Origin of the sequence: Herbaspirillum sp. RTI4, from assembly GCF_034313965.1 — a bacterium.
Taxonomy (GTDB): Bacteria; Pseudomonadota; Gammaproteobacteria; order Burkholderiales; family Burkholderiaceae_D; genus Herbaspirillum.
In genome coordinates, this window is the sequence record NZ_JAVIWQ010000002.1 from 3,613,506 (window position 1) to 3,634,473 (window position 20,968).

Consider the following 20,968-nt stretch of genomic DNA (forward strand, 5'->3'; position numbering starts at 1 on the left):
TTTATCAGTCAGTGCGGCAGAAATAGGCCACCGAGGCAAAGCCTGTTTTTTTACCCCAACTGCTTAACCAGCTCCGGCACCGCCTCGAACAAATCCGCCACCAGCCCGTAATCGGCCACGCTAAAAATCGGCGCTTCTTCGTCCTTGTTGATGGCAACGATGACCTTCGAATCCTTCATCCCCGCCAAATGCTGGATCGCGCCCGAAATGCCGATAGCGACATACAGCTGCGGCGCGACGATTTTGCCGGTCTGTCCGACTTGCCAGTCGTTCGGCACATAGCCCGCATCGACTGCCGCCCTCGACGCCCCCATAGCCGCGCCCAGCTTGTCGGCCAGCGGTTCTAATATCTTGAAATTCTCCGCTGAGCCTAGTCCGCGGCCACCCGAAACGATGATCTTGGCTGCCGTCAGTTCCGGCCGGTCCGATTTGGCGACTTCGCGGCTGACGAATTGCGAGATACCGGCGTCGGCTACGGCGTCGATGCTGTCAATCGTGGCGCTGCCGCCGCTGCCAGCCGCATCGAAGCCGGTAGTGCGCACGGTAATGACCTTGATCGCGTCCCGGCTTTGCACGGTGGCGATGGCGTTACCGGCGTAGATCGGCCGCTCGAACGTGTCGGGGCTGTCGACCTTGGTGATTTCCGAGATTTGCGCCATGTCCAGTGCGGCGGCGACGCGCGGCAGGATGTTTTTGCCGTAGGCAGTGGCCGGGGCGAGGATGTGGCTGTACTGAGTGGCAATAGCGAGTGCCTGAGCGGCGATGTTTTCCGCCAGTCCGTCGGCCAGTTGCGGGGCGTCTGCCAGTAGGACTTTGCTCACGCCGGCGATCTGGGCAGCCGCCGCAGCGACCGCCTGAACATGGTGGCCGGCAACCAGAATGTGGACCTCGCCACCGGCCTGGATTGCGGCGGTGACGGTGTTGAGGGTGCTGGCCTTGAGGCCGGTGCTGTCGTGTTCGGCAATGACGAGTGCGGTCATGGTGTGTCCTCTGTGTAGTCGGGTGCGGTGGCGCGGTATGAAAACCCGGCGCGGCAAACCGTTTTGATATCCGTTAGTAATATCCGTTATTAATATCCGTGAGCGATGCCCGCTCCTGAGCGGGTAAGGCACTTAGATGACTTTGGCTTCCGTTTTGAGCTTGGCGACCAGCGTGGCGACGTCAGGCACTTTCACGCCAGCGCTGCGCTTCGGTGGCTCACTAACCTTGAGCGTGGTCACGCGCGCTTCGACATCCACTCCCAGATCGGCCGGTTTGGCGATGTCCATCGTCTTTTTCTTGGCTTTCATGATATTGGGCAGCGTGACGTAGCGCGGTTCGTTGAGGCGCAAATCGGTGGTGATGATCGCAGGCAGCTTGAGCGAAAGCGTTTCCAGTCCGCCGTCGACCTCGCGGGTGACGCTGGCGCGGCCGTCGGCAACCACGACCTTGGAGGCGAAGGTGGCTTGTGGCCAGCCCAGCAGCGCGGCCAGCATTTGTCCGGTTTGATTGCTATCGTCGTCGATGGCTTGCTTGCCCAGGATGATCAGTTGCGGTTGTTCTTTGTCGGCAATGGCTTTGAGCAGCTTGGCTACGGCCAGCGGTTGCAGGTCAACGCCGGCGTCGACTTCGGCAAGAATCGCCCGGTCAGCGCCGATGGCCAGCGCGGTGCGCAGCGTTTCCTGACATTGCGTCACGCCGCACGAGATGACGATGACTTCGGTCGCAATCCCCGCTTCGCGCAGACGCACCGCTTCTTCCACCGCGATTTCATCGAACGGGTTCATGGCCATCTTGACGTTGGCAATGTCGACACCGCTGCCGTCACTCTTGACTCTGACCTTGACGTTGTAATCCACCACGCGTTTGACAGGAACTAATATTTTCATTGCGCTATCCTCAAAAAAATTCATATTGACCGGCAACAGCTTACGTATACGTTAACTACCGAATTATAGAAGAAAATCGGAGTCTCGCCTCGAATTATGCACGATCGTTCTTTTTGATTGCGAAATACAAACAAGCTAAGCAATAAGAACAACTACTTGCTCTGAAATATCTGGGGCCTGTTGACGTTCCATTTGCGAATCAGGACATGAGGCCGGTGGTGACTACCTGACCGCAGAGACGCGTCGTAGCGCGGCTACGGCCAGGAGCTGCCACAACGGCAGACGATGCCCACAACCGCTCACTAAGGGTTTCTTCCTGAAAGCCAAAAATGATGACTAGCCGAGACTTTTCCTTCTCAGGTGTTTTTGTGGCACAGCATGCAAGGGCTCTGCCTTGATAGTTGCAGCAATAAACACCTCGAGATTTCTTCCCTCCAAGGCCATTTTATTTTTCTTATACCTTGCGCCATGCATCACCAGATCGCTCAGGTAGGCAATGTATTGCGCATTGACCTCCGCATTTCTCAATGGAGAGATACGCACCTTATTCAGGTAGTGAAGCATGTCGATTAATTTTTCAGGCGCGCTAAGAGCGCTTCCGCCCATGTCATTGGTACCCAGAGCAATGTGGGTCAGTTCATGGATGAGGAGATGCGCAATGTTCTCTTTCGACGCATTTTTAAGAAAGCTGTTTTTGACGTGAATGTATTTCCTGAAATGGCGCGTCACAAAACTGTTCGTCATTAACGCCGCTTTCAATGCAAAGGCATCGGCCGGTATGCTTTCCGAGTCGAAACCGCTGAATTTATGCATGTTCTTTTTCATGAAATCGGCGGCTTCTATCGTTCTGGTGATGTTGTCCGACACCTCTTTTTCGTCTGTTTTAACGTGCTTGAAAAATACCCCATTGAGCCACGCAATTTCCTCCTGGTATTCCGCATTGCCAAGCGCGGCATGCGCGACGCAAAGAATCATGCGGGCATGATCGAGCCCTTCTGTCAGCCTGTTATGTTCGTCGGTATATCGCCACCGGACGTCCTCAATAAAATTCCCCGCAGCAAGCTCGCACCCGGCCCCAATAAACGCCGCCGCCATACCAATTCCAAACAGCGAAGCAGCGCTTTGATTGAGTGTTGCCGCAATGCCAACACTAATGCCGGAGGCAAGCGCCGCACTGGAAGTAGCTTCGCCAAAAAAGGTCGGGACGATAGCGCCGAGGGCATTATTTCTTGCGGCAATAAACCGTTTCGTCAGCGGTAATGAAGCGGACTTTTTATCAGACCCAACATGGTCAGACGTAATATTTTTTATAGCGCATGGCATGCATTGCAATGGGATGCTATTTCCGGTCTTTGGTCCTGATAGCGGCATCGGCATTTTCCTTTTCAGACTGTCTGAATACAGATTGTCACAAGATCAATTCTTTCCCGACAGAGCAACGCCAATCGGGACATCCTTTGAGAGAGCCCATCGGAATGGGTTCGATATAAAAATTATCAATTTTTCCCCATATCCGCATCGACAGCATCGGCAAAAAAAACCGCTCCTCAAACCTTCATCATGGCACCTCGCCGCACACAGCAACTTCTATCATCAACTTTGGTGGATCAGCAAAAATAATTCCCTTAGATCGTATTAGTCGCGACTAAGGTGTCGCATCAATTCCAGAATAAATACAAAATAGCGATAGAAAAAACCAGCGCCACAAGCTCTGAATAAATGTAGCAAACAACATAATCGCAGTGGATGAAACACAAGCATTTGATTACGGCGCATCATCATCCAAAAATGTGGCCGTACAGCGGCTCCGTACATTGGCGCCGCACAGTCGGTCAATCAGAATTATCCGCTGAATTTTCATCCTTCAAATCGCTCAAAAATCTGCGACGACTCCAAGAAATAGACGACTCTAAAGCATTGTCGATCACATTAGAAAAAGGTAATTTATGACCGTCACCCATGTGCATAGCACCTCTCCCGTTTCAAGTCGACAGCAAGCACATCAAGCGACTGAATCGCCAGTCACTCAGCCGGTTTCCGCCCATCTCAAACAATACCGGGCCGACAATGACGACCACCTCGTCAAACAATTCGCTCTTGAATGTGCCGTGGCACTAGGCAAAGCACTGCAACAGTTGAGCAAAGAGATTTACCGCCACGTACAGGCATTTCCCGGAGAAGCCCGACTGCGCACACTTCTGCAGCAACCGGAAATAGAGGCCCGTTTCGGAAAAATTGACCCGTTGGCGCTGGTGAAATGCGACATCAGCAAGGCGCATCTGAAGGAAGAGGCCATGCTGATGGCTGTCGTGCTATTGCTCACGTCAGAACCGGAACGCGTGGAAAACAATATTATTTATATCGACAACAGCAACCCCGCAAAAAAATCAGATTTCAAAATCTGCGCCTGGGAAAATCTTTATTGGGTGGAATCGGATGAGGAGCCCATACAGCCGCTGGAAATATGGCATCTCAACGAATGTGAGTCTGCACTGGATCTTGACGAGCATTTGACGCTGGAAGAATTGCAGGAGATGCAAAAGGAAGCCATCGGAAACAATGGAAAAAACGGCGTCTATGATGATGAAGCTGAGCAACAGTTGGCAATAAAAATGGCCGATCGCGAAGCTCTCTTTGCGCTCAGAAAAAAAGCCGCCGAATACGTGCGCTCACCCGCCATCCAGGAGAAGACGATCGAAATCAGTTTCAGGGAAATTGTTTCTAAGGATGAGGTGTCGGAATCAGAAATTCGCGCTACTGCAAAACGACAGGAGGCCGAAAGCAAGGCCCCCTCTTTGACATGGCAAGTCTCCGAAAAAGACTCGCTGGCACGGCGTGGCCTGCTCGGTCTGAAGCAGTTATCGGTCATCTACGATAACTATGAGTAAATAAAAAGCGTCAGCGATAACTCAGAACTTCATCACACCATTGCTTTGTGCCGCTTGACCGCTTCCAGCACGATCTCCGACAAACCAGCGCCGTTCTCTTCCTCAATATATTTCATGAAGGCCACCCGCATGCGGGTTTCCCAGGAACGGCGCAAGTGCATTCCCAGATCCTCTATCGCTTGTTCGCGGTCAGGCATGGTTTCAAAAAAACTACCAATCTGATTGGCCATTTTGACCAGGTTATGCACGTCCATTGTGTTGCTCCCGAATTACTGCATAGTCAAATAAAGCTACGATCCGCCAAGCTCGATCAGGCGCTGCCGTCCGCTATACACCGCATGGCTTTGCTCGCGCAGAAAACCGATCAGCGTCACATTGCATTCTTCCGCCAGCCTGATCGCCAGCGCGGTCGGCGCTGAAATCGCAGCAACCATGCCGATACCGACGGTCGCCGCTTTCTGCACCATTTCATAACTGGCCCGACTGGTAATGAGCACCGCACCAGACGCAAAATCCACATCGCGCAGAACCAGCGCACCGATCAGTTTGTCCAGCGCGTTATGACGGCCGACATCTTCCCGCAGCAGGACAATTTCGCCATCGCTACCCAGCCAGGCGGCGGCATGCGTCGCACCAGTACGTTGCTGCAATCGCTGACGTTCCTGCATTGCCAGCCGTGCTGCATGCAAGGTCAAGCCGGAGAAATGCGCGGTGTCGCTGCGCACTGCCGGAGGATGCCGTACGGCCTGCTGCAAGGTTTCCGCACCGCATAATCCACAACCAGTGCGCCCGGTCAGATTGCGCCGTTTTTCCTTCAATGCAACGAAGCGTTCGCTGGCGATGCGCATCTGCACCTGCATGCCTTCCGCACCGTCAACCACCTCGCACTCATACCATTCACTACGGTCGGCAACGATGCCTTCGGTCAAAGAAAAACCGAGCGCAAAATCTTCCAGATCGTCTGGCGTCGCCATCATCACCGCGTGCGAAATGCCGTTGTATTCCAAAGCTACGGCACACTCTTCCGCCACCAGATCGCGACCGGGCTGCATCTGCCCGCTCTGCCCAATCTGTTCCTTGCGCCAGTTCCACACGTCCACTTCCGCCACGGTTTGCGTGGCGGTTGAATCTAGCGGAGTCATTTCCCGGCAGTGCTCAGTGCAGCCTCGCTTTGCTCGCCCTTCAACAAATCCAACTGTTGAAGATTGACCCGATGGAATTCCTGCTGCCATTCCGACGCCGGCAAAGTTTTTGACTTGGCCAGACTTTGCGGCACCGGCAACACCTGCACTGCCGTGACCTTGTATTCAGGGCAATTCGTGGCCCAGTCGGAGTTATCCGTCGTGATCACATTGGCACCCGATTCAGGGAAATGGAAGGTGGTATACACCACGCCCGGTTGCACCCGCTCAGTCAGCGTGGCGCGCAATACCGTTTGACCGGCACGCGATTCAATGCCCACCCAGTCGTCCTGCTTGATGCCGCGATCTTCAGCATCATGCGGATGAATTTCCAAGCGGTCTTCACTGTGCCACTGAATATTTTCAGTGCGTCGTGTCTGCGCGCCAACATTGTATTGCGACAAAATCCGGCCCGTCGTCAGAATCAATGGGAAACGCAGCGTGACTTTTTCATCCGTCGCCAGATATTGGGTGTTGATGAATTTACCCTTGCCGCGCACGAATTGGCCAATGTGCATGACCGGCGTGCCTTCCGGCGCATCGTCATTACAAGGCCATTGGATGCTGCCCAACTTGTCCAGACGTGCGTAACTCACGCCCTTGAAGGTCGGTGTCAGTGCCGCGATTTCATCCATGATTTCCGAAGGATGCTTGTAGTTCATCGGATAACCGAGTGCGGCTGCCAGCGCGACTGTCACTTCCCAGTCCGCCTTGCCTGCCTTGGCCGGCATCACTTTGCGTACGCGCGAAATGCGACGTTCGGCATTGGTGAAGGTGCCGTCTTTTTCCAGGAACGAAGAACCGGGCAGGAACACATGCGCGTACTTGGCGGTTTCGTTGAGGAACAAGTCTTGCACCACCACGCATTGCATGGCTGACAGTGCGGCAATCACATGCTGAGTATCAGGGTCGGATTGAACGATGTCCTCACCTTCGCAATACAGGCCGAGGAAACTGCCATCCATGGCGGCGTCGAACATGTTGGGAATCCGCAGACCCGGTTCCGGGCTGAGCGTAACGCCCCATGCCTGTTCGAACTCGGTGCGCACGGTGGTATCGGAAACGTGACGATAGCCTGGCAATTCGTGCGGGAAAGAACCCATGTCGCACGAACCCTGCACATTGTTTTGTCCACGCAGAGGATTGACACCGACACCTAAACGGCCGACGTTGCCGGTCGCCATCGCCAGATTGGCGATACCGATGACCATGGTCGAACCTTGTGCATGTTCTGTCACACCGAGGCCGTAATAAATCGCTGCATTGCCGCCAGTAGCAAACAAACGGGCCGCGCCGCGCAAAGCATCGGCGGGAACGCCGGTCACTTCCGCCATGGCTTCAGGCGAGTTTTCCGGCTTCAATACGAAGTCTTTCCAGTCTTTATAGGATTGCTCTTCGCAGCGTTCAGCGACATAGCTTTCATCCTGCAAACCTTCAGACACAATCACATGCGCCATTGCCGTAATCAGCGCGACATTGGTGCCGGGTTTCAGTTTGAGATGGTAGTCCGCCTGAACGTGCGGCGAGCGAACCAGTTCAGTCGTGCGCGGATCGACAATGATCAGCTTGGCACCCTGACGCAGGCGACGCTTCATTTGCGACGCAAATACCGGATGTGCCGCTACAGGATTGGCACCGATGATCATGATCACATCGGATTGCATGACGGAATCGAAGGTCTGCGTACCGGCAGATTCACCCAGCGTTTGCTTCAGACCATAGCCGGTCGGCGAATGGCAGACGCGGGCGCAGGTATCGACGTTGTTGTTACCGAAGGCAGCGCGCACCAGCTTTTGCACCAGATAGGTTTCTTCGTTGGTGCAACGGGAGGAAGTGATACCGCCGATGGAATCGCGTCCATGCTCGCTCTGAATACGGCGGAATTCACTGGCGGCATAGGCCAGCGCTTCTTCCCACGATACTTCGCGCCAAGGGTCGGTGATGTTCTTGCGAATCATGGGATTGAGCATGCGGTCTTTGTGCGTCGCGTAACCGAAGGCAAAACGCCCCTTCACGCACGAGTGACCGTGGTTGGCTTGTCCGTCTTTATTCGGCACCATGCGCACCACTTCATTGCCCTTCATTTCTGCCTTGAACGAGCAGCCGACGCCGCAATAAGCACAGGTCGTAATCTTGCTGTGCTCGGCCTGACCCATCATGATGACGGTTTTTTCTGTCAGCGTTGCAGTCGGGCAGGCTTGCACGCAAGCGCCGCAGGAAACGCATTCCGATTCCATGAAACTATCCATCTGACCGGCCGACACGCGCGACTCAAAACCACGGCCGTCGATAGTCAATGCAAACGTCCCCTGGGTTTCTTCGCAGGCGCGCACACAGCGGTTGCAGACGATACATTTGGAAGGATCGTAGGTGAAGTAGGGATTCGATTCATCCTTCTTCATATCCAGATGGTTAGCCCCGTCGTAGCCGTAACGCACTTCGCGCAGGCCCACAGTGCCGGCCATGTCTTGCAATTCGCAATTGCCGTTGGTCGGGCAGGTAAGGCAGTCGAGCGGGTGATCGGAGATATACAACTCCATCACGCCGCGTCGGATATCGGCCAGCTTGGGCGATTGCGTGACAACTTTCATGCCGGGTTCGCACGGGGTGGTGCAAGAGGCCGGATAGCCCTTGCGACCGGCGATTTCCACCAGACACAGACGGCAGGAGCCAAACGGTTCCAGACTGTCGGTCGCGCATAATTTCGGCACGTTGACACCGGCGTCGACTGCCGCTCGCATGACCGATGTGCCGACCGGCACTTCAATCGATACGCCGTCGATTTCCAGCGTGATCAGTTTTTCGGACGCACTTTTTGGGGTGCCGTAGTCGATATCGTTAAGTTGATTCATGATGAGATTCCTTCACTCTTTGGCTAGCGCGGCCGGACAATACCGCCGCGCATGGCGCTCAATGACATTAAATGGCAGCTGACGCCGCCTGCGTAACAGGACCAAAATCTTCAGGGAAATAATTCAGTGCCGACAACACCGGATACGGTGTCATGCTGCCCATGGCGCACAGTGAACCGTTGACCATGGTGTCGCACAAATCGCGCAGCAGATGCACTTGCTGGGTGCGGTTGTCGTCGGCAATGATTTTGTCGATGACTTCCACGCCGCGGGTCGAACCGATGCGGCATGGCGTGCATTTGCCGCAGGATTCGACGGCACAGAAGTGCATGGCATAACGCGCCTGCTTCGCCATATCGACCGTATCGTCGAATACCACGACGCCGCCGTGACCGAGCATCGCGCCGACTGCGGCGAAGGCTTCGTAATCGAGCGGTGTATCGAACAGATGATCTGGCAGATAAGGACCAAGCGGGCCACCGACCTGCACCGACCGAATAGGCCGACCACTCTCGGTACCGCGGCCGAAATCGTTGAGCAAAGCGCGCAATGTCAGGCCGAATGCTTTTTCAACCAGCCCGCCGTGCAGGACATTGCCAGCCAGTTGGAATGGCAGCGTGCCGAGCGAACGTCCCTGCCCATAGCCTTTGTAATAGGCTGCGCCGCGCGCCATGATGATAGGCACGCTGGCAAGAGAAATCACATTGTTGATGACGGTGGGCTGTCCGAACAAACCCTGAATTGCCGGCAGTGGCGGCTTGGCGCGCACCAGGCCGCGTCGTCCTTCCAGACTTTCCAGCATCGCGGTTTCTTCGCCGCAGATATAGGCGCCAGCAGCCTTGCGCACAGTCAGATTGAACTCTTTCCCGGAACCCAGAATGTTGCTTCCAAGATAACCGGCGGCGTTGGCAGCGACAATCGCTTCGTTCAGCGCAATGATGGCGTGCGGATATTCGGAACGGACGTAGATGTAACCTTCGGTGGCACCGACGGCGACGGCAGCAATCGTCATTCCTTCAATCAGAACGAAGGGGTCGCATTCCATGATCATGCGATCGGAAAACGTACCGGAGTCGCCTTCATCGGCATTACACACCACGTATTTCTGCGCGGCGGGCGCGTTGAGCACCGTGTTCCATTTGATACCGGTCGGAAAGGCTGCACCGCCACGGCCACGCAGGCCGGAGTCGGTCATTTCTTTCACAATCGCGGCACCATCCATGGTCAAGGTGCGTTGCAGTCCGGCATAGCCTTCGTGCGCAATGTAATCGCTCAGCGAGACCGGATCGGTAATACCGACCCGCGCAAAAGTCAGACGCTCCTGGTTTTTCAGAAAGTCGATCTTGTCGGTCAGGCCTTGCGACAAGGCGTGCGTTCCGCCTTTCAACAGTCCGGCGTCGAACAGTCCGGCAACATCCCCGGCATCGACCGGGCCATAGGCGACACGGCCTTCCGGCGTTGCCACTTCTACCATTGGTTCCAGCCAGAACATGCCGCGCGAGCCGTTGCGCACGATGCTGACGGCTTCACCACGGGCTTCTGCTTCGCGTCGTATGGCGGCGACGACTTGTTCGGCTCCCAGCGCAACGGCGGTGGAATCGCGTGGTACATAAATAATGGTGCTCATGGGGTACCCCGCTTGGCGCCAATCAGGCGATCCAGTTTGTCTGCGCCCACACGGGCATGTAGTTCATCGTTAATCATGATGTTGGGGCCGCAGGCACATTGGCCTAGGCAGTACACCGATTCCAGCGTGAATTGACCATCGCTGCTGGTTGCATGAAATTTGCAATCGAGCAAAGTTTCCGCATGCTGCGCCAGCGCTTCGCCGCCGCGTGCCTGACAGGCTTCGGCGCGACAAATTTGCACAACATTTTTACCGGCCGGATGCTGACGGAAAAAATGATAAAAAGAAATGACGCCGTGAATTTCGGCCCGCGACAAGTTGAGCTCATCGGCAATCAGTGGCACCACGTCGGCAGGAATGAAGCCGATGGCCTCCTGAACGGCGTGCAAGACGGGCAACAAGCTGCCACGTTCTTGGCTGTGGGCGGTGATGGCAGCCTTGGCCGCATCGATATCGAATGGATATTGTCTGTTCATGAACTCTCTCCTGCTGGAGCCGCACAATAGCGGCGTTACTAGTTTAGAACTTACGCAAAAGGCCGCTCGCGTTATTGCATCGGGTTATTGCATCGCTTTGCCCTACTACGTGTACTGCCTGCGGCAATGCGTCTGGCCATCGGCCTTTTGCATAAATTCTATAGCTAAAACTGTTGCGATGATGGTCGGCGCGCCGCCGCTTCATGCGAGCAGCGCGCCGGCTCATGTGTTGTTGGTTTTACTTAAACAGCACGGAAGCTTTTTGCAAGGTCAGCGAGATACCCCAGACCAGCGGAATACCGACCGCCAGCCAGGCTGCTATGACGATGACCGGATTACCACCGCTACCGATGCGATCCATTGCCGCGCCATCGAGAACAACGGAATCGTCGCCGCTGGACTTTTCATGCGCCAGTTTCTTTTCAATCGCCAGTTCTTCCGGTGTCATGAAGTGCTTCGCCGCTACCGGACGTACCAGCAAGTTGCAGATCAGGCCCAGTACCAGCATTCCGGCCAGGATGTACATCGTGGTGTTGTAGACCGATTCCCGCGGCATGCCGAGCGACAACTGATATTCACGCATGTAGTTGACGACGACCGGCCCGAGTATCCCGGCAGTAGCCCACGCGGTCAGCAGACGACCGTGAATGGCACCCACCATTTGCGAACCGAACAAGTCAGCCAGATACGCCGGCACGGTAGCGAAACCGCCGCCGTACATCGACAGAATCAGACAGACCGCGCCGACGAACAAGGCAATGCTGCCCGATTGCGCCGACCATGGCAGGCTGACGTACAGGATAAAACCGAGCACGAAGAAGATCACATAGGTCATTTTGCGGCCGACAAAGTCGGAGCAAGTGGCCCACACAAAACGTCCGCCGATATTGAACAGACTGATCAGCCCGGTAAAGCCGGCAGCGATAGCCGCAATGGCGGTTTTCTGCTCCATGCTGAGATCGCCGAATTTGACATTCACGCCCAGCAAATGGCCACCAAACACTTCCTGCAACATCGGTGATGCGATACCGATCACGCCGATACCGGCCGAGACGTTCAGACACAACACCAGCCACACCAGCCAGAACTGTGGAATGCCCCAGACCTTGCTGACATGCACATGCTGTTGGGTAATCATGGCGTTATTTTTGGCTTCCGGAGGCGTCCAGCCAGCGGGCTTCCAGCCCGAAGGCGGCACCCGGTAACCGAAAGCACCGGCCATCATGAAGACGAAATAGATCGCGGCCATGGCGACGAAGGTTTCCCATACGCCGACCGAAGTGGCCGTGGCGAAATGCCGCATCAGCTTGTCGGCCAGTGGGGTGCCGACCAGCGCGCCGCCGCCAAAACCCATGATCGCCATACCGGTGGCCATGCCGCGACGGTCAGGGAACCACTTGATGAGGGTCGACACCGGCGATATATAGCCCAGTCCGAGGCCGATGCCGCCGATCACGCCCGAGCCTATCCACATCAGCCATATCTGATGGGTGTAGACGCCGAACGCTGAAATCAGCAGCCCGCCGCACCAGCACAAGGCCGCGACAAAACCCGCCTTGCGCGGACCGACACGTTCCAGCCAGCCGCCCCATATCGCGGCAGACACACCGAGCAGAACAAAAAACATCGTATACATCCAGCCCAGCATGGAGATTTTCCAGTCGCAGCTGGTACTGAGCATTTGTTCGAAGAAACCCGCATCTTTAGCGCAGGCTATCGGATCCTTGATACCCAATGCGCGGGACAGCGGCAGCCAAAACACCGAAAAACCATACGCCATACCAATACATAAATGGATTGCCAGCGCTGCCGGCGGGACCAGCCAGCGATTAAATCCTGCGCCGGCAATAGTTCGTTCTTTTTGTAGAAAATCGAAAGCCATCGTCTCCTCCTGTGGAGTGTTATAACCCTGACAATATGCATGGGTTTGCATATTTCTTCTATAGTATTTTTACCATTTATTGGGATTTTAATAATTTTTTCTGCGATTATAATTAAATTGAATTCGCACTCAGGAAAGTAACACCGAAGCGCAATCACAGCAATATGCTATATTTTGCATATATGTATAAAGTCATAATCAAACCGCACTGGGAAATTACCCACGACACACAAACACCGCTCGATACCGCTGAACTGCTCCTTTTGCTCGGGGCAATCCAGCAGACCGGATCAATCGCTCAGGCCGCGCTGCAACTTCATTCCTCGTACCGACATGCATGGGGCGTCTTGCGATCGGCTGAAACACTATTCGGCTGTAGCCTGACCGACAGCGGACGGGGACGCGGCACGACCCTGACGCCATTCGCCGATAAGCTGCTGTGGGCCGATCGTCTGGTGGCTGCACGACTCTCCCCGACTCTGGACAGCCTGGCATCGGAACTGGAAACGGAACTGGACAAGACCGTCGAGGGGGCATCGCGCGCAGTGCGACTCTTTGCCAGCCACGGTTTTGCGGTGGCAGCATTGCTGCGGCAACTAAAAGCCATCGAGATGCCGGTTGAAGTGCGCTACCGTCACAGCAGCGACGCTATCGCCGCTCTGTCGCGGCAGGAGTGCGACCTGGCCGGATTTTCCATCCCGCTGGGCGAACTGGAAGCCCCTGCCGTTGCGCATTACGCCAGCTGGCTGAACAAGCGCAGCGATTGCCTGATCCATCTGGCTGAGCGCAGCCAGGGCTTGTTCGTCATGCCGGGCAATCCCAAGAACATCACTTCGCTGGAAGCCCTGGCGCATTCCGGCGTACGTTTCGTTAATCGTGAAACCGGCTCTGGCACACGCATGTTGTTGGAAATGATGCTGGCTCGCGCGTCCATATCACCAAACGATATTAGCGGTTTTGAAAACACCGAATTCACCCACTCGGCAGTTGCGGCGTTCATTGCCAGTGGCATGGCGGATGTCGGTTTCGGCGTGCAAACGGCCGCCCAGCGCTTCGGGCTGGAATTCATCCCGCTAATCAAGGAGCGGTATTTTTTCGCTTTGCGCGGCACGACGCTCAATGACCCGCTGATGCGGGTCATCGTCGACATTTTGCAATCGACCCAATTCCGGCAGGTGGTCGATGAATTAGCCGGCTACGACGGCAGCAAGACCGGAAAAATTCTGACGCTGCAGCAAGCATTTGGTTAAGGTCTGTTGACCTTGCATTTGCTAGCGCGAACGCGCGGCGGTCGGTAACTGTTTAGGCTCTGTTCAGAGCTTCAGTTCCCGCTGCAGAAACTGCACGCACTCGCGGATTTTGGCTGAATTTTTTAATTGCAGCGGATAGACCGCGCACAAGTCCGCCTCCTGAAAATAAGCGGGCAATACCCTTGTCAGTTGGCCGCTGGTCACACTATCGGCCACATCCCAGATCGAGCGCAGGATAATGCCGTGTCCATCAACGGCCCACTGATGGATGATCTCCCCATGATTGGACGCCAGCGCCCCGGTCACTTTGACTGTTTCCGGACCAGCCGGGCCGACCATGCGCCAGATGCCGAAGGACTGATTACGTTCACGTATTACAAGACATTGATGCTGCGCCAGATCGCCCAGCCGCACCGGTGGCGGGTGCGCACGTAAATAATCTGGGCTGGCAAACAGCGCCCGTTGGCTGGCCACCAGACGCTGGGCAAACAAATGCGGCTCCTGCGCCACCCCGACCCGAATATCCAGATCAAAACCTTCATTGACCATATCGACTTCGCGGTCGAGCAATTCGAGTTCTATCTTCAGCGCCGGATGTTCACGGGCAAATACCGACAATAGTGGTGATATATATTTTCGGCCCAACGCAAAGCTGGTACCTATCTTTAGCAATCCGCGCGGCACCTGCTTGGCGCTAGCGGCGGTCTCCACCATGTGTTCCACATCGTCGAGGATTTTCCTGGCCCATTCATGGACGTTACTGCCATCGTCGGTCATCACCACGCTGCGCGTCGTGCGGTGGAACAAGCGCACGCCAAGGGCTTGCTCCAGCACGGCAATGCGCTTGCTGACAAACGCCGGCGAAGCGCCTACCTCCTTTGCGGAAGCGATAAAACTGTTTTTGCGCGCCACCAGACAAAACAGGCGCAAATCTTCCAGCAAGGGGGGATTGTTCACGTTATGTGTTTTATAGGTTCACTGAATCGTTAATTATAGCGTGGCAAATATGTTTACCATTTGCCACACTCCATTCACAAGCTATCAGGATTTACGTAAACACAAGGAAAAGGAAGAAACATGGCCCGTCATCAAATTGCTGTCATTGCCGGAGATGGTATTGGCAAGGAAGTCCTGCCCGAAGGCTTGCGCGTGGTGCAAGCCGCTGCCGCGCGTTTCGACATCGATATCGAGTTCACCCACTTCGACTGGGCCAATTGCGACTACTACGCCCTGCACGGCAAGATGATGCCGGACGACTGGTTCGACCAGCTCAAGGGTTTTGAAGCGATTTACTTCGGCGCAGTAGGCTGGCCAGCGACAGTGCCAGACCACGTCTCGCTATGGGGTTCGCTGCTCAAATTCCGCCGTGAATTCGACCTCTATGTCAACCTGCGCCCGGTGCGCCTGATGCCTGGCGTGCCTTGCCCGCTGGCCGGCCGCAAACCGGGGGACATCGATTTTTACGTGGTGCGCGAAAATACCGAAGGCGAATACTCTTCCATCGGTGGCAGAATGTTCGAAGGAACCGACCGCGAAACGGTCATCCAGGAAACCATCTTCACCCGCCACGGCGTGGACCGTGTCCTCAACTATGCCTTCGAACTGGCGCAAAGCCGTCCCAAGAAGCATCTGACCTCCGCCACCAAATCGAACGGCATCGCCATCACCATGCCGTACTGGGATGAGCGGGTAGAAGCCGTCGCGCCCAACTACGCGGACGTGAAATGGGACAAATATCATATCGATATCCTGACCGCGCATTTCGTCCTGAACCCGCAGCGTTTCGACGTGGTGGTGGCCTCCAATCTGTTTGGCGACATCCTGTCCGATCTCGGCCCTGCCTGCGCCGGCACCATCGGCATCGCACCCTCGGCCAATCTGAATCCTGAACGCAAACTGCCCTCTCTGTTCGAGCCTGTCCACGGATCGGCCCCCGACATCTACGGCAAGAACATCGCTAACCCAATCGCCATGATCTGGTCCGGCGCGATGATGCTCGATTTCCTGGGCAACGGCAAAGCGGTCTACACCCAGGCCCACGATGCCATCCTCAAGGCCATTGAACTGGTTCTGGTCACCGGCCCGACCACGCCGGATCTGGGTGGCAGCGCCAACACCACGGAGGTTGGCAAGGCGATCGCCGCGGCGATCTGATCCCATAAAACTGCTGGCGGCGGAGCAAGCCACATTACCCGCCGCCAGCGGCTCATTGCACGAACATATAAAAAAACAAACGCGGCGCAGCTGACGATTTGAAGTTCACAGGAGACAAACATGATTTCACCGAAAGCACCGGGCAAAGCATTTTTCGCGACGGCCGCCATGAGCGCTCTGCTGGTATTGAGCGCCGGCACACAAGCACAGCAAGCGGCGCCCACCGCGCAGCAGCCCATCATTCTCAAATTCAGCCACGTCGTTGCCGCCTCCAGCTCGAAAGGCAAGGCTGCCGACTATTTCAAGAAAATTGTCGAGGAGCGCACGCAGAACCGCGTCAAGGTCGAGGTCTATCCAAACGGACAACTTTACAAAGACAAGGAAGAACTGGAAGCGCTGCAGCTCGGCTCCGTACAAATGCTCGCGCCGACCTTCGGTAAATTCGGGCCGATGGGCTTACGCGAATTTGAGGTGTTCGATTTGCCCTATCTGTTCGACGATTTGCCGCAAGCACGCAAAGTGACCCAAGGCCCCATCGGCCGTGCGCTGCTGAAAAAACTGGACGCGAAAGGATTAGCCGGTCTGGCCATGCTCGACGATGGCTTCATGCAATGGACTGCCAATAAGCCCATTTTGGTTCCGGCTGACATGAAGGGGCTGAAAATTCGTATCCAGTCGTCCAAGGTGATTGATGCGCGTGTTCGTGCCGTGGGCGCATTGCCGCAAGTGATGTCGTTTACCGAGGTCTATCAGGGCTTGCAGAGCGGCTCGATTGACGGCCAGGAAAATCCGGCCTCGGTCATTTTTTCTTCGCGTCTTAATGAAGTGCAGAAATACATGACGATTTCCGACCACGGGTATCACGGCTATGTATTGCTATCGAACAAGAAGTTCTGGGACGGATTGCCGCCCGATATCCGTACCATCATGGATGGCGCGGTCAAGGACACGACTGCCTACTTCGATACCAACTCGCAAAAAGAGAACGACGATGCGCTGGAAGAAATCAGGAAAAGCGGAAAAACCCGCATCACGACTCTGACTCCGGCTGAAAAACAAGAGTGGAAAAAAGTCATGTTCAAGGTCCACGCCGAAATGGCCGACCGCATCGGCAAGGACTTGATCCGCTCGATTTACAAAGAAATCGGCTATACGACGACTAAATAAACGGCTTTAGCTGCACTATTGCCCTCAAAACCGATGCCAGAGAGACATCCGCTATTGCTTCATGTGACATAAACTGGGATAATCATCGGCTTGCGTTGCCGGGATGGCGGAATAGGTAGACGCACGGGACTCAAAATCCCGCGCTGTAAGGCGTGCCGGTTCGATTCCGGCTCCCGGCACCATTAGAATTACCAACCTTGCCTAAGGTTGAAAAAAAGATTGACAAAAAGCCCCTTCACTTTCATAGAGTGAAGGGGCTTTTTTACGTTCATGGTGCCAAAGTTTGTCAATCGATTGCCAGATTTTATGGGGCATATTCGGGACATATTCCGGGCATATCACCGCATGTTCAGAAATGCGCGAATGCGTCAGGCTCCCGAAGCAAACGCAAATACGCTGGTTGACTGCGCCCGGACACGATGCCGGGGCAATCTCACCACAACGCGTACTCCCCCTCGCTTATTGCAGTGCCGGCCGCTTGACCGGCATCGCGTCCGGGCGACCTGCCGCAAACGCTGCTTCACCCGCGCCCTTCACCGGCACGGCGATCTTGCGAATTTTTGCCACCTGCTCCGCCGTCGTCGTCGAGCCGCGGTTGCCCCAGCTAGTCCGCACAAAATTAACGACCTGCGCCACCTGTTCGTCGTTCAACTGGTCGGCATACGGCGCCATGGTCAGCGACGACGGTGCCGTATGGGTACTCGGTACGGCACCGCCAGACAGGATGATGTTGATGGTCGAAGTGGCATCGGCATTTTGCAGAAGCGCATTACCCGCCAGCGCTGGGAACGCTTTGCCGTTGCCCGCACCATCCGAACGATGACAGCCTGCGCACTTGTTCAGGTACAACATCGCACCGGACGTATCGGCTTTACCAAGGAAGAGTGCCTGTCCGACTTTGGGATCGGCCACAAAGGCCGCTGCGTTATTGCTGGCCGGCAGCGACTTCAGATACGTCGCGACGCTGGCCAGATCGGTATCGGTCAGGTATTGCATGGAGTGGCGAACCACGTCATTCATCGGGCCGAACGATGCCGTGTGGCTGTTGCGCCCGGTCTTCAGGAAGTCGACGATATCCCCTTCGCTCCAGCGTGCCAGTCCACCGCCATGTTCGTTGCGCAGGGACGGCGCGCTCCAGCCATCGATGGCAGCACCACCGGCCAGATAATCGCTGTGACCAAGACCGGTCAACGCGGTTTCCTGCATGGTGACGGCACGCGCCGTGTGGCAAGCACCGCAATGGCCCAGACCTTCGACCAGATAGGCACCGCGCAGCACCGCCGTTTCGCTCCCGGCTGGCGGCACATGCGGCTGCGGCGTGGGCGCAAAGGCCCAGCGCCAGAACGTCAGAGGAAAGCGCATCGACAGCGGCCAGGGAATGTCGGCCGCCTTGTTCGGCGTCGTTTCCGGCGTCACGCCATGCATGAAATAGGCATACAAGGCCTGCATGTCGGCCGCGCTCAGGCGCGAATACGACGGGTATGGCATGGCCGGATACACGGTGTAGCCAGCCTTGGTGACGCCGGTGCGCATCAGTTTGTCGAAGTCGTCGAAACTCCATTCGCCGATGCCGTTTTTAGGATCAGGCGTGATGTTGGTCGAGTAGACCTTGCCGATGGGCGTGCCTAGCGCCAGACCGCCGGCGAAGGGTTTGCCGCCGACCGCACTATGGCAGGCAATGCAATCGCCAACGCGGGCCAGATATTCGCCCTGCTTGATCTGTTGCTGGTCGGCTGGCGCCGCCCAGGTGAGTGCCGCGGCCAGGCTCAAACCCAGCGCAGCGGTTGCCATGCCGGTCGCGCGGGCCAGTGTCAGTGTCAGTTGAATTTTCATGGATAAGCTCAGGCATCGACCAGTGGACGGGGATCTTTCAGGTACTGCTCGCGGATCGCTTTGGCTGACCAGTAGGCCAGCGCCGTAGCCAGACCGGTCGGGTTGTAACCGATGCCTACGGGGAACACGCTGGACCCGACGGCAAAGACGTTGTAGACGTCCCAGCTTTGCAGGTAGCGGTTGAGTACGCTGATCTTGCGGTCGGTACCCATGGCGGTGCCACCGGCCCAGTGCGTCGTCTGATAGTTGCGCAGGTCGAGGTGATCGCCGAGCTTTTTGACAGAGACGTTGATGGAAGTCGGATTCATGGCTTTTGCTACATCAAGCATCTTGCCGGTGACGTACTGGCTCATCTTGATGTCGTTATCTTTCCAGTCGAAGGTGAAGCGCAATAGTTTCTGACCAAACTGGTCGGTGTAGGTCGGATCGAGATCGACATAGCAGTCGCGGTACACCATGTTGGCGCCATGCACGTCGAAGGAGACGGTGTTGAGGTAACTGTCTTTCACTGCCTTTTTCCAGCCCTGACCCCAGCTTGGTGTGCCGCTCGGTACCGGAATGCCGGAGATAGGCTTCACACCGGCCGGATTGCACCACGCGGGCGAGCCGCCGACAAAGCCCAGCGGGCCGTGGTCGAAGTGGTCGCCGTTGTAGTCGTCGACCGCTACGCCGGTACCGCCAGCGCCGATGAAGGGATTGGTATTGGTATCGAGCGGGAAAAACATCTGTACGGTGGACATGGTCTGGTAGGCGATGTTGCGGCCGACCACACCTTCGTTGGCGATAGGGTCATACGGCTTGCCTATGCCTGAAACCAGGAACAGATGCGCGTTGTTATAAGCGAAGGTGCTGGCAATAACCAGCTCTGCCGGCTGATCGACCGTCTTGCCGTCCGCCGTGACATAGGTGACACCGATCGCTTTTTTCTTGCTGCTGTCGAGGTTGATGCGCAGCACATTGCAATTGGACCGCAGTTCAAAATTCGACACTGCGCGCAAGGCCGGCATGATGTTCACGTTGGGCGAGGCCTTGGAATAGTTGTAGCAGGCGAAGCCCGAGCAAAAACCGCAAAAATTGCAGGGCCCCATTTGGCAGCCATACGGATTGGTATACGGTTGCGACGCGTTCGCCGACGGTTCGACGAAGGGATGCAAGCCCGCCTCCTTGGCGGCTTTCTGGAACAGATGCGCTGTGTACGGCACTTTTTGCGGCGGCAGCGCGTAATGGCTGGAGCGGTTCGCCTCAAAGGGATTACCCTCGCCTACCACTTTGCCGTCCACCAGATAGGCCTGACCCGAGGTGCCGAAAACCTTTTCAACGAAATCGAAATGCGGTTCCAGCTCTTCATAGGTGACGCCGAAATCCTGGATGCTCATGCCTTCCGGGATGAATTTTTTCCCGTAGCGACTCTCGTAATGGGAGCGCAACTTCAGTTCTTCGGGGAGTACGCGCCAGTGCTGGCCCGACCAGTGCAGCCCGGCACCGCCGACGCCAGTACCCGGTTTGAATGCGCCGATTTGCCGATACGGTACGGCGATGCCAGTGGTCGCATGGCGGAAAGTGAAGCTGCCCTTGTTGAGATTCTGGAATAGCTTGCTGCGTTGCAGATAGGTCAGCTCATCCAGCGTTTTGGGATACGCACCGTCTGGATAGGTGTCGCGATATTCGCCGCGCTCCAGCGCCAGTACGTTCAGGCCGGCTTCAGTCAGTTCCTTGGCCATGATCGCGCCCGTCCAGCCGAAACCGATGATGACGACATCCACCGGTTTCATCGTTGTATCAGACATATT

Annotated in this window: 16 protein-coding genes and 1 tRNA gene; 5 read left to right on the top strand and 12 right to left on the bottom strand. The window is 56.0% G+C overall.

Features of this window, described 5'->3' with window-relative positions; genetic code table 11:
- Positions 1-50: 50 nt before the first annotated feature.
- The 3 genes from RGU70_RS16105 to RGU70_RS16115 form a co-directional block, all read right to left on the bottom strand.
- Positions 51-980 (bottom strand): electron transfer flavoprotein subunit alpha/FixB family protein, encoded by a 930-nt coding sequence (locus RGU70_RS16105; RefSeq protein ID WP_322210398.1) that lies wholly within the window; start codon positions 978-980, stop codon positions 51-53.
- A 132-nt stretch (positions 981-1,112) separates the two neighbouring features.
- Complete coding sequence (locus RGU70_RS16110) at positions 1,113-1,868, bottom strand: electron transfer flavoprotein subunit beta/FixA family protein (protein WP_322207645.1); 756 nt, start codon at positions 1,866-1,868, stop codon at positions 1,113-1,115.
- Positions 1,869-2,204: 336 nt separating this feature from the next.
- A complete protein-coding gene (locus RGU70_RS16115; RefSeq protein ID WP_322210399.1) occupies positions 2,205-3,239 on the bottom strand; it encodes a hypothetical protein in 1,035 nt (344 codons plus the stop codon).
- 575 nt (positions 3,240-3,814) lie between these two features.
- Here RGU70_RS16115 and RGU70_RS16120 point away from each other — a divergent pair.
- Entirely contained in the window at positions 3,815-4,756 is a 942-nt protein-coding gene (locus tag RGU70_RS16120; RefSeq protein WP_322210400.1) for a hypothetical protein, read from the top strand.
- A 32-nt stretch (positions 4,757-4,788) separates the two neighbouring features.
- On the opposite strand, the gene RGU70_RS16125 is transcribed toward RGU70_RS16120, so the two are convergent.
- From RGU70_RS16125 to RGU70_RS16150, 6 genes are all read right to left on the bottom strand, one after another.
- Entirely contained in the window at positions 4,789-5,010 is a 222-nt protein-coding gene (locus RGU70_RS16125) for a formate dehydrogenase subunit delta (RefSeq protein ID WP_322210401.1), read from the bottom strand.
- 36 nt (positions 5,011-5,046) lie between these two features.
- The gene (fdhD, locus tag RGU70_RS16130) at positions 5,047-5,898 is read right to left on the bottom strand and encodes a formate dehydrogenase accessory sulfurtransferase FdhD (protein ID WP_416186536.1); all 852 of its coding nucleotides are present in this window, start codon (positions 5,896-5,898) and stop codon (positions 5,047-5,049) included.
- Positions 5,895-8,789, bottom strand: a complete 2,895-nt coding sequence (fdhF, locus tag RGU70_RS16135; RefSeq protein WP_322210402.1) for a formate dehydrogenase subunit alpha — start codon at positions 8,787-8,789, stop codon at positions 5,895-5,897. The genes fdhD and fdhF overlap by 4 nt, the downstream gene beginning before the upstream one ends.
- A 67-nt stretch (positions 8,790-8,856) precedes the next feature.
- Complete coding sequence (locus tag RGU70_RS16140; RefSeq protein ID WP_322210403.1) at positions 8,857-10,416, bottom strand: formate dehydrogenase beta subunit; 1,560 nt, start codon at positions 10,414-10,416, stop codon at positions 8,857-8,859.
- A complete protein-coding gene (locus RGU70_RS16145) occupies positions 10,413-10,892 on the bottom strand; it encodes a formate dehydrogenase subunit gamma (protein WP_322210404.1) in 480 nt (159 codons plus the stop codon). The genes RGU70_RS16140 and RGU70_RS16145 overlap by 4 nt, the downstream gene beginning before the upstream one ends.
- A 238-nt stretch (positions 10,893-11,130) precedes the next feature.
- The gene (locus RGU70_RS16150; protein WP_322210405.1) at positions 11,131-12,774 is read right to left on the bottom strand and encodes an OFA family MFS transporter; all 1,644 of its coding nucleotides are present in this window, start codon (positions 12,772-12,774) and stop codon (positions 11,131-11,133) included.
- A gap of 182 nt (positions 12,775-12,956) precedes the next feature.
- Here RGU70_RS16150 and RGU70_RS16155 point away from each other — a divergent pair, with 182 nt between their 5' ends.
- Positions 12,957-14,024: a substrate-binding domain-containing protein gene (locus tag RGU70_RS16155; RefSeq protein ID WP_322210406.1), complete on the top strand. Its 1,068-nt coding sequence runs from the start codon at positions 12,957-12,959 to the stop codon at positions 14,022-14,024.
- A gap of 63 nt (positions 14,025-14,087) precedes the next feature.
- Here RGU70_RS16155 and RGU70_RS16160 read toward each other — a convergent pair whose 3' ends face one another.
- Entirely contained in the window at positions 14,088-14,981 is an 894-nt protein-coding gene (locus RGU70_RS16160; RefSeq protein WP_322210407.1) for a LysR substrate-binding domain-containing protein, read from the bottom strand.
- Between the two features lie 120 nt (positions 14,982-15,101).
- Between RGU70_RS16160 and RGU70_RS16165 the strand changes: the two genes are divergently transcribed.
- The 3 genes from RGU70_RS16165 (at position 15,102) to RGU70_RS16175 (ending at position 17,527) form a co-directional block, all read left to right on the top strand.
- A complete protein-coding gene (locus tag RGU70_RS16165) occupies positions 15,102-16,178 on the top strand; it encodes a tartrate dehydrogenase (protein ID WP_322210408.1) in 1,077 nt (358 codons plus the stop codon).
- A gap of 168 nt (positions 16,179-16,346) precedes the next feature.
- Positions 16,347-17,345 (top strand): DctP family TRAP transporter solute-binding subunit, encoded by a 999-nt coding sequence (locus RGU70_RS16170; RefSeq protein WP_322210834.1) that lies wholly within the window; start codon positions 16,347-16,349, stop codon positions 17,343-17,345.
- A gap of 97 nt (positions 17,346-17,442) precedes the next feature.
- A tRNA-Leu gene (locus RGU70_RS16175) sits at positions 17,443-17,527 on the top strand.
- Positions 17,528-17,804: 277 nt separating this feature from the next.
- On the opposite strand, the gene RGU70_RS16180 is transcribed toward RGU70_RS16175, so the two are convergent.
- Together RGU70_RS16180 and RGU70_RS16185 are read right to left on the bottom strand one after the other, a co-directional pair.
- Positions 17,805-19,178: a cytochrome c gene (locus tag RGU70_RS16180; RefSeq protein ID WP_322210409.1), complete on the bottom strand. Its 1,374-nt coding sequence runs from the start codon at positions 19,176-19,178 to the stop codon at positions 17,805-17,807.
- 8 nt (positions 19,179-19,186) lie between these two features.
- A complete protein-coding gene (locus RGU70_RS16185) occupies positions 19,187-20,965 on the bottom strand; it encodes a GMC family oxidoreductase (RefSeq protein WP_322210410.1) in 1,779 nt (592 codons plus the stop codon).
- Positions 20,966-20,968 lie beyond the last annotated feature (3 nt).

Coding starts and splice junctions, on each gene's coding strand:
- RGU70_RS16145 (WP_322210404.1), bottom strand. CDS start 10,892: ATGAACAGACAATATCCATTCGATATCGATGCGGCCAAGGCTGCCATC.
- RGU70_RS16185 (WP_322210410.1), bottom strand. CDS start 20,965: ATGTCTGATACAACGATGAAACCGGTGGATGTCGTCATCATCGGTTTC.
- RGU70_RS16180 (WP_322210409.1), bottom strand. CDS start 19,178: ATGAAAATTCAACTGACACTGACACTGGCCCGCGCGACCGGCATGGCA.
- fdhD (WP_416186536.1), bottom strand. CDS start 5,898: ATGACTCCGCTAGATTCAACCGCCACGCAAACCGTGGCGGAAGTGGAC.
- RGU70_RS16125 (WP_322210401.1), bottom strand. CDS start 5,010: ATGGACGTGCATAACCTGGTCAAAATGGCCAATCAGATTGGTAGTTTT.
- RGU70_RS16170 (WP_322210834.1), top strand. CDS start 16,347: ATGAGCGCTCTGCTGGTATTGAGCGCCGGCACACAAGCACAGCAAGCG.
- fdhF (WP_322210402.1), bottom strand. CDS start 8,789: ATGAATCAACTTAACGATATCGACTACGGCACCCCAAAAAGTGCGTCC.
- RGU70_RS16155 (WP_322210406.1), top strand. CDS start 12,957: ATGTATAAAGTCATAATCAAACCGCACTGGGAAATTACCCACGACACA.
- RGU70_RS16120 (WP_322210400.1), top strand. CDS start 3,815: ATGACCGTCACCCATGTGCATAGCACCTCTCCCGTTTCAAGTCGACAG.
- RGU70_RS16140 (WP_322210403.1), bottom strand. CDS start 10,416: ATGAGCACCATTATTTATGTACCACGCGATTCCACCGCCGTTGCGCTG.
- RGU70_RS16105 (WP_322210398.1), bottom strand. CDS start 980: ATGACCGCACTCGTCATTGCCGAACACGACAGCACCGGCCTCAAGGCC.
- RGU70_RS16165 (WP_322210408.1), top strand. CDS start 15,102: ATGGCCCGTCATCAAATTGCTGTCATTGCCGGAGATGGTATTGGCAAG.
- RGU70_RS16110 (WP_322207645.1), bottom strand. CDS start 1,868: ATGAAAATATTAGTTCCTGTCAAACGCGTGGTGGATTACAACGTCAAG.
- RGU70_RS16150 (WP_322210405.1), bottom strand. CDS start 12,774: ATGGCTTTCGATTTTCTACAAAAAGAACGAACTATTGCCGGCGCAGGA.
- RGU70_RS16115 (WP_322210399.1), bottom strand. CDS start 3,239: ATGCCGCTATCAGGACCAAAGACCGGAAATAGCATCCCATTGCAATGC.